Below are 8,376 nucleotides of genomic sequence, written 5' to 3'. Positions count from 1 at the left end.
TATTCCGCCGGGCCGAAGCTCACGCAGTCGAGACCGAAGTACGTCCCGCTGCTCTTGGGGTTCTTTCCGGCAACCTCGGCGCGCAGCAGATAGACGCCGTCGACCGGATCGAATACGCCCAGCTTAATCGCGCCGGACGGCGCCGGCTTGGCGGCGTAGAAATCGACCTCCGCCCCGGCCGGCTTGCCGTTGACCGAAAAACGGAGGATGCCGAAGTCGCGCGATTTCGTGGCGTGCAAGGTCAAGGTTTCGGCAACGGGACTGGCGGCCGGGATGCGGATTTCGATCGCATCGCCGGTCTGGCAGCCTTTGAACAAAAGCTGGTTGTTCGAATTCCAGTCGCCCTTGATTTTCAGCTGCTTGAGATCCTGCATCTTGAGCACGACGGCCTCCGGCTTCGAAACCACCAGGTTCGGGGCGATGTCGGCCGCGCCCTTGAACGGATCGACCGGGCCCGCCGTTTCGGCGGACGGCAGCGACGGGATGTTGAGCACCTCGACCGGCTCCGGCTTCTGGTTCGAGGTGGTGTCCTCAAAGCCGTACCAGCACGTCCCGACTTGATAGCCCATGTTGCAGTCGGCCCACGCCCAGACTTCCATGTCCAGCTTGAGCGAGCGGCCAAAGGGCATGGTATCGAGGGCGCGCGTGCGGGTTTCGACGCTGTAGCCCTGCGTGTTGCGCGTACCCGCTTCGGCCGCGCTCTTGCGGTTGAGCTTGTTGTACTTGTGGGCGCGCGGTTGCGCGTGGAACGGGTGCTCATAGAAGTCGGTGCTCATGCCGCCCCACGAATAGGCATAGTAGTCTTCGGTTCCCGTTCCGAAGATCGACGGGAAATCCTCGCCGTCGACCCAGATTTTCTCATCGCCTTCGCCCCACCATTTTTCATCCGGGTTCATGACCGTCAGGGTGTCGCCGACATAGACGCCGCGGCCGGAGAGCGTGATGTAGTTCCAGTCCGAGTAGGGCCGCGTTGCAACCGGATACTGTCCGCGCCAACCGGCGTGGAAATACATGGAACGATCATCCCATGTCCAATCGGCGACGGCGGCTTCGAGCTGCACCTCGACCGGTTCGTTGCCGAGGTTAACCAGCGAGATCGTGCCGGACTGCCGATAAGGCATGACCCAGCGGCTGGACATCGTGCCATCCTCCGCGACGGTGCAGTACCAGCCCTGCACGGGATTCAAGCCGACCCCCGAACCAAAGAAATCGCCGATCGGGCACCAGACGGTCTCCTTGCCGTCGAACTCCATCTTCAGCACAACGGTGCGGGTGACGGTCGGATCGTCGTAGCTTCCCAGCTTCACGCGCAATTCACGAATCGCCCCGGGGCCGGCCGGCAACTCAAGTTGCTTTTCCCCGTTCGCGGCCAGTTGGGCGCCGAGCGAAACGGGCTTCAACGCCGCAGCGCTCCGAGTTCCATCGCTCGCGGCTGGATTCAGCAACGTTTTGCCGACTTTTTCCGTCAACGGCTTAAGCGCGTCGAAATCGGACTTGGCGAAGGTTTTGATCGGGGTGCCTTCGGCGTATTCGCGGAAGGTAAACTGGAAGAAGAACGGGACTTGATCCGTCGTGACCTTGCAGCTTTTGGCATAGGGAATCGGGAAAAAGTTCACCGCCGAGCGGAGGGACGAATGGGCAAACGGATACGGGATCACGCCCGTTCCATCAAACATGCCCAGCATGTTTCCCTCGAGCGCCGGCACATCGGAGCCATCGAGATAAATGCGCATGTTGATGTCGGTGCCGGCGTTCTTGGGGTTGCGCCAAGGCATCCAGGTGCGCACGATCGCCCCGGGCCCCACGTGGTCCATCACGACCCACTCCTTCCGCCCGTTGTTTTCCTCGGTGCGGATAAAGTTCGTGTCGGAGGCCGACCAGTTGGCGTCCTTGTTCATGAACCAACCCTTCGTGTCCTCCGGGCCAGTCGAGCGCCGGTCGTAGCTGCTGTGCTGCTTGAGCCGGAAATCCCGTTCCGGATAGCGCGCCACGGAATCGGCATCGACCATTTCATTCAACAGCGATTCAATGGAAACCGGTTGCTGCGCCTGGACCGCCAGAGCTGATAGCACCATGGCGGCACCGATGGGCCCGAGGTATCTCTTGATCGTTTTCATGCGTTTATTTCCTGTTGCTGGTTAGTTGGATTGATAGTGCTGGGAGCCCTTGAGCCATTCGTAGTCTGCGTACTGGTATACATTATTCGGCGGGGTTTGCCACAGATCGGGTGCATTGTTTTTGTTCCAGGCCATCCAGCGGGCCCGCATGCGCTCCACCCGCTCCGGATGAGCAGCGGCGATATTCGTGGTTTCGCCGAGATCATTCTTCAGGTTGTAGAGCTCCGCTTTGCCCTTTTCTTTGACGATGAGTTTGAAGTCCCCTTCGCGCATCACCCCCGTGGGGCCGGGCGCCTTGCCCGTATGCCAGAACAGCACGTCGTGCGGGGCGGCCGTCGATTGTTGCGTCAGGTACGGGCGAATGTCTTGGCCATGCAATCCGGACCGCACCGGATCGCCTCCGGCCATCGCCAGCGCGGTCGCGCCGATATCCAGCGAAGTGACCATCTCGTCGAGCACGGCGCCTTCCGGGATTTTCCCGGGCCACTTCACGATCATCGGCACCCGCAAACCGCCCTCGTAGGAACTGCCCTTGGCGGCTTTCAACGGGCGGTTATCGCTCGTCCGCTTCATTCCGCCGTTATCGCTCAGAAACCAGACCACGGTGTTGTCCGCCAGCCCCAGCGCATCGACGCGCGCCAAGATCCGCCCCACCCCCTGATCCAGTTCATAGACCATCGCCCCATAAATGGAGCGATCCTTTGGTTTCACACCGGGAACCTTCGTCATTTGATCGGCCGGAAATTTTGCGATGGTTTCCTGCGGCGCCTCCAGATCCAGATGCGGGGCGTTGTAGGACATAAACAGGAAGAAGGGCTTATCTTTGTTTTTCTCCAAAAACCGGATCCCCGCGTCGGTCAGCTCGTGCGTCAAATAGCCTTCCCGCTTCACCGGTTCCATATTGTGAACCAACGGCAGGGTGTGGTGGATGTCGCGCCACTTCGCCGGGCGCTTCAGCGGATTGTACTTTCCGTTGTAGGCGGGATGATCCAGCGGCCAATACATCAGCCCGCCGCTGAGGAACCCGAACCAGTCGTCGAAGCCCATGGCATTCGGATGCTGGTCATTGGTGGTTCCCAGATGCCATTTCCCGACGCCGCCGGTCACATAGCCCTGCTTCTGCAGCAGGCTCGGAACGGTTTCGAGCTTCGGGAGGCCCTGTTTGGGGTCGAACGGCAGGGACGCATTCTTGTAATAGCCAAAGGTCGACTGATTCCGCCCGGTAATGAACCCGGCGCGCGAGGGCCCGCACATGTGCCACGTCACGTAGCCGGAGGTAAAGCGCACGCCGTCCGCCGCCAGTTTATCGAGATGCGGCGTCGGAATATCTTCGCAGCCGTAGCAGCCGATGTCGGCATACCCGAGGTCGTCCGCCATGATGACGATGATGTTGGGGCGCTCCCCATCAGAAGCAAACCCGCTCGCTGCGGCAAGAAGACAGGTGAACAACAGTTTTATTAAACGGGTATTCATCATCGGTTTCCCATTACTGTTTCTTTGAAGCATCCAATTTATACGTTTCCAGCAACGCTGCCATTTCCTGAACCACTTCCGGATATTGATGGAACAGGTTGGTCGTCTGCGCCGGATCGCGTTCCAAATCGTAGAGTTGGGCGGGCGGCGCATTCTTCTTGAGCTTGCCGTTTTGGATGTCGCTGTTTTCGCGGCCGGAGAAGGAGATCGCGGCCGGGCCGCCGAAGCCGTGCGCGCCGACCTTCGAACCGCCGAACCCGCCGCCCCCCGGGCCGCCGATATACATCCATTTCCCCTGACGAATGGCGAGATGGCTTTTCCGATACGGGGAGAGAAGCAGATGATCCCGCGGCACGGGATCCCCCTTCAGCGCCGGCAGGATATTGACACTGTCCCGGCCTTGGCCGTCGGCAAGCGTCTGGCCGGTCAGCGCGGCAAAGGTGGCGATCATGTCCACGTTGCAGATCAGTGCATCGGACGTGGTTCCGGCCTCGATGCGGCCGGGCCAGCGGGCAATGAACGGAATGCGGTGCCCGCCTTCCCAGGCATCGAACTTGAACCCGAGATACGGACCGTTCAGCGCGTGCCCCATCTTCCACGCTTCCTGCCCGGTGTGGTTGAACATGCCGCCGTTGTCGCTGGTGACGATGATCATCGTATGGTCGGCCACGCCCTGTTCCTCCAGCGTTTTCACAACCTCGCCGACGATCCAGTCGAGCTCATGCACGAAGTCGCCATACAAACCGCACTGGCTGGTGCCCTGGAAACGCGGCGCCGGGGTAAAGGGATGGTGAATATTCGTGGTCGCCAGGCAGAGGAAGAATTTGTTTTTTCCGCGCGCCTTAATCCATTCGACCGCCTTTGCGGTCAGCGTGGTGCCAACCTGATAATCGTCGTACAGCGCATGGGCCGCATCGGCCCCGCCAATGTCGCCCATCTTCATTTTTTCGGGAATCTCTTGGGTTTTTGCTTTTTTCCCATAGACGAAGGGATCCTCCGGAACGAGCCCCACCACCCGATGGTTTTCCACATAGACAAACGGGGGATGGCTGTTCACCACGGGCACGCCGAAATAATAGTCGAATCCCAACTCCAGCGGACCGGGTTTCAAGTCGCCGTTCCAATCCGGCGTTTTTTCGCCAAAGCCGAGATGCCACTTGCCGATGATCGCGGTCTCATAGCCGGCATCCTTCAGCACGCCGGCGATGGTCCGCTGCTTCGCATCAATCAACAACCCGGTTTTCAGGAAGACGGGGGCGTACAGCCCCTTCCGGTGGGGATACTCGCCGGTCAGCAAGGCGTAGCGCGATGGCGTGCAGACCGCCGACGCCGAATGGGCATCGGTAAAACGGCGGCCTTCGGCGGCAAGCCTGTCGATGTTCGGGGTCTGCAGCTTCGTCGCGCCGTAGCAGCCCAGATCGCCATAGCCGAGGTCATCGGCAAAAATCAGCACAATGTTCGGGGAGGGTTCTGCAACCACGGCCCCTGCCGACAGTAAAAGGACTGAGAGAATGACACGCAGGCTCATTGAGCTCCTTTCCGAGATTTATTCGTCGTTTTTCCAGCGCCGCCCGGCACCTGTGCATCGGGATGGTTCACGCGGTCCCTTTCGCCGCGATTCCGCAATAATCGGGACCGTTATAACCCGTCAAAAGGTTGCGAACCAGTCTTTCCTATGACGAATCAACAGGCGCTACCGGTTCGAGTTGGGCATCCACACGGCGAACCGTGTTTTCCGGGCGCATCACTCCTGCCAGTTGACGCGCCAGAAGCCTTGGGCGTCCGCGGCATCGAGATACACGGCGTAGGGCGAAGTCGGCAGGAACGGAATCTCGTCGACCTCTTTCCAGCCATCGGCGGCCGTCAGGTCGGAGCTTTCTTCGATGCGGTAGGCCTGGCCGGGGGTGCCGAAGAAGCGAAGCGTTGCCGTTCCATGGTCGAAAACCGCTTGAGAAGAAACGGAGGCAACATGCGCGGCGGCATGGGTGCTGACGGCAAACCGCATCGTGGCCGTCAGCGCCACTTCGTCGCCGGCGGCGTTGCCGTTGCTCCCGATCACGAAACCGATCGTGTCGCCTTCCGCCACGGTGACATCGCCGAGGTCAAAGGAGCCGTCTGCTTTTAGAAGCCGACCGTTCGCCCCCGCCGCCGAAAACAGTTCGGTTTCGTTGTGGAAGACCTGCACGGTTACCGAAGCGTCCGATGTTCCGCCGACCAGGTCGCGGAAACTGCCGGTAATGCTTGCGCAGGTTTTCCCGAAGGAGACGTCGTTCCCGTCGATGGTATAGCGGAGAATGACATACGCCGCCCCCGGAACCACCAGCAGATCCGTCCCGGCCACGGCCGCGTTGGCGGTGTTGGTCGATTCAATGACGAAACTCCCGGCATCGGCGCTGCCGAGCACTGCGGCGGAACCGCTTCCGGCGAACCCGGTGTTGCCCTCCGAGCCCACCGCCGAGCCGGCCACCAGCGGCACTTCGACGCCGCCCGAGGGCGCCGAGGCCTCCAGATACCGCCAGCCATACGGCAAGGTGGAGCCATCGATGAAATCGGTTGCCAGCGCAACGGCGCCATCCGCATAGCGGCGGGTTACCGCCCGTCCCTTTTCGGCATCGGTCAGCGTATTCCAGTCATACACATAACTGTAATCCGACTCGTTATTGACGATGGTCGGCACCTCGGGAAAGAGGGTTCCGGTGCCGCGCTGCCCGCTGCCCCAAACCATGATTCCGGTTTCCGGATCCGGGTTCCCGAGCTCGAGGACCATGTTTGCCGCCAGATTGCTCAGGGCGGCGACGATGTCCGGATTTTCGGCGGCCACATCATCGGTTTCCGACGGATCGGTCATGTCGTAGAGACTGTAGGTCGAAGGCGGCGGCTTGATTTGATCCCACCAGGGCAGTTGATATTCGGTGCGCGGAACATGGAGTTTCCAATCGCCGACGCGGACGCACTGGAGGTTGTCGCCGGAGTAGTAGTAGAACGGCTCATCCGCTTCGCGGTCGATCGATCCGTCGGCCAGGAGCGGCACCAGGCTGGTGCCGTCGTAGACGCGGTCGTCCGGCATCGCGGCCCCGATGAGCTCGCACACCGTCGGGAACAGATCCATCGCCCAAACCTGCGGCGCATCCAGCGGCCCCGGCGACTGAATCTGGCCTTTCCAGTAGACGATGAACGGAACCCGATGCCCGCCATCGTACGTGACGTATTTACTGCCCCGGAAAGGCGCATTGGCATAACTGGACGGCGGCACCGCGCCGTTGTCCGACGAAAAGACGATCATCGTGTTTTCCAGGAGGCCCTGGGCCTCCAGCTCCGCGATCATCTGGCCAATGCCCCAATCGACCTCCTTGAGCACATCGGATCGGGTTCCGCTGCCGGTGGAACCATCGAAGGCATTCCCCTCGGTATAGGGCGTGTGCGGGTAGTTGTGGGCGTAGTAGAGGAAGAACGGTCGGTCCCGGGCGTCGCGGATGTGCTCGCGGACGCGCTGGGTATAGAGGCCGGTCAAAATCGTTTCCGGGAACGTGGAGTAAGCGACCTCGGTATCGTCGAAGACCTCCCCGCCGTTTCCCCAGGTTCCCAGCCAGCGGTCGAACCCCTGGTTGAAAGGCAGGAACACCTCCTCGGTGCCCAAATGCCATTTGCCGACCATGTAGGTTTTGTAGCCCCGGCTCCGGCACTGCTCCGCGATGGTGACCTCGTCCGGATCGAGCCCGAGGAACCAATGGTTTTCAAGCGGTTCATTCACCGCCATGGGAATTCCGCACCGTTGCGGATAGGCGCCGGTCAGGAACGCCGCGCGCGAAGGGGAGCAGACGTTCGCCGCAGAGAGGAAGGTGGTAAAGCGCAGTCCGTCCGACGCCATGGCATCCAGGTTGGGCGTATCCAGCTTGGTTGCGCCATAGCAGCCGATATCGCTGTAGCCCATGTCGTCCATCAGGACAAAAATAATGTTCGGGCGGTCGGTTGCGGCGCGCGGAGCGTCCGGCAGGCCGTCCCAGATTCGGATGTCGTCGAGCCAGAAACCCTGGTTGTCGGTCGTGGTGCCGGTCATCTCCCAGCGCAGCGCAGTCAGGGTTTGCGCGGAATTGAGCACCGGGCCGTTCTGCGGGGTCAGGCTCGATCCGCTGAAAGACGCATTGGTGCCGGAGAGCACAATGCGGAAGTCCTGCAGGCCGGACGGCGGGCCGTTGTTCTCCGTAATCCAGCGCAGCGGAACGTACCCCATCGACTCCTCGCCGTCGCCGGTCGTCACGGTAACGCGGTTCAAGGTGTTGTCGCTGTTCGAATCGTATTGCAGGCGGAAGATTTCATTTGTGCCGTCGTAGCCGATCAGCGTCGCGTGCTTGTCGCCGGCCGTTGCGGAGGCCCGGGCGGCGAGCATTTCGAAATTGATCGCCACGTCGGTCGAAGCAAACCCGAGGCCGTCGTCCAGGACCAGCTCCATATAATCGCCCTGGGCCGACGCGCCGTCCATCAGGTAGAGGAAACCGCCGATGTTTTCATCGAACCGGCTCGTATCGGACAACGCGGTTTCCCAGCGGCCCCCGAGGGTTACCGCGTCGAGTTCGGCCGACCCCACAACGGCATCCGTCGTGGTCGGATTAAAGTAGACGGCCACGCCGTCGGGCAGCTCCGGCGAGGGCGGAAGCGCGGCTACCGGCGGGACATCCGTCGCAACCAACACCAGCTGGGCCAGCCCCGATTGCCGGACGTCGTCCGTCAACGTTACGGCCAGCGTTCCGCCTACCGCCATCAGGCTCTTAAACTCGACATAGCCATT

Annotated in this window: 4 protein-coding genes; all 4 read right to left on the bottom strand. The window is 61.2% G+C overall.

Features of this window, described 5'->3' with window-relative positions:
• Positions 1 to 2,117, bottom strand: a 2,117-nt coding sequence (locus tag ABYO54_RS10700; RefSeq protein ID WP_372808240.1) for a glycoside hydrolase family 172 protein, incomplete at its 3' end; no start/stop codon positions are given.
• A 21-nt stretch (positions 2,118 to 2,138) separates the two neighbouring features.
• Entirely contained in the window at positions 2,139 to 3,593 is a 1,455-nt protein-coding gene (locus ABYO54_RS10695) for a sulfatase (protein ID WP_372808239.1), read from the bottom strand.
• A 10-nt stretch (positions 3,594 to 3,603) separates the two neighbouring features.
• Entirely contained in the window at positions 3,604 to 5,118 is a 1,515-nt protein-coding gene (locus ABYO54_RS10690; protein ID WP_372808238.1) for an arylsulfatase, read from the bottom strand.
• A 216-nt stretch (positions 5,119 to 5,334) separates the two neighbouring features.
• The coding region (locus ABYO54_RS10685) for a sulfatase-like hydrolase/transferase (protein ID WP_372808237.1) at positions 5,335 to 8,376 on the bottom strand (3,042 nt) is incomplete at its 5' end.

This window comes from Pontiella sp., from assembly GCF_041622395.1.
Taxonomy (GTDB): Bacteria; Verrucomicrobiota; Kiritimatiellia; order Kiritimatiellales; family Pontiellaceae; genus Pontiella.
The sequence above is the reverse complement of the archived record's forward strand: the minus strand, read 5'-3'. Positions and strand labels throughout refer to the sequence as shown.

Bases quoted from the DNA above. Each gene is read 5' to 3' on its own strand.
- ABYO54_RS10695 (WP_372808239.1), bottom strand. From the start codon at position 3,593: ATGATGAATACCCGTTTAATAAAACTGTTGTTCACCTGTCTTCTTGCC.
- ABYO54_RS10690 (WP_372808238.1), bottom strand. From the start codon at position 5,118: ATGAGCCTGCGTGTCATTCTCTCAGTCCTTTTACTGTCGGCAGGGGCC.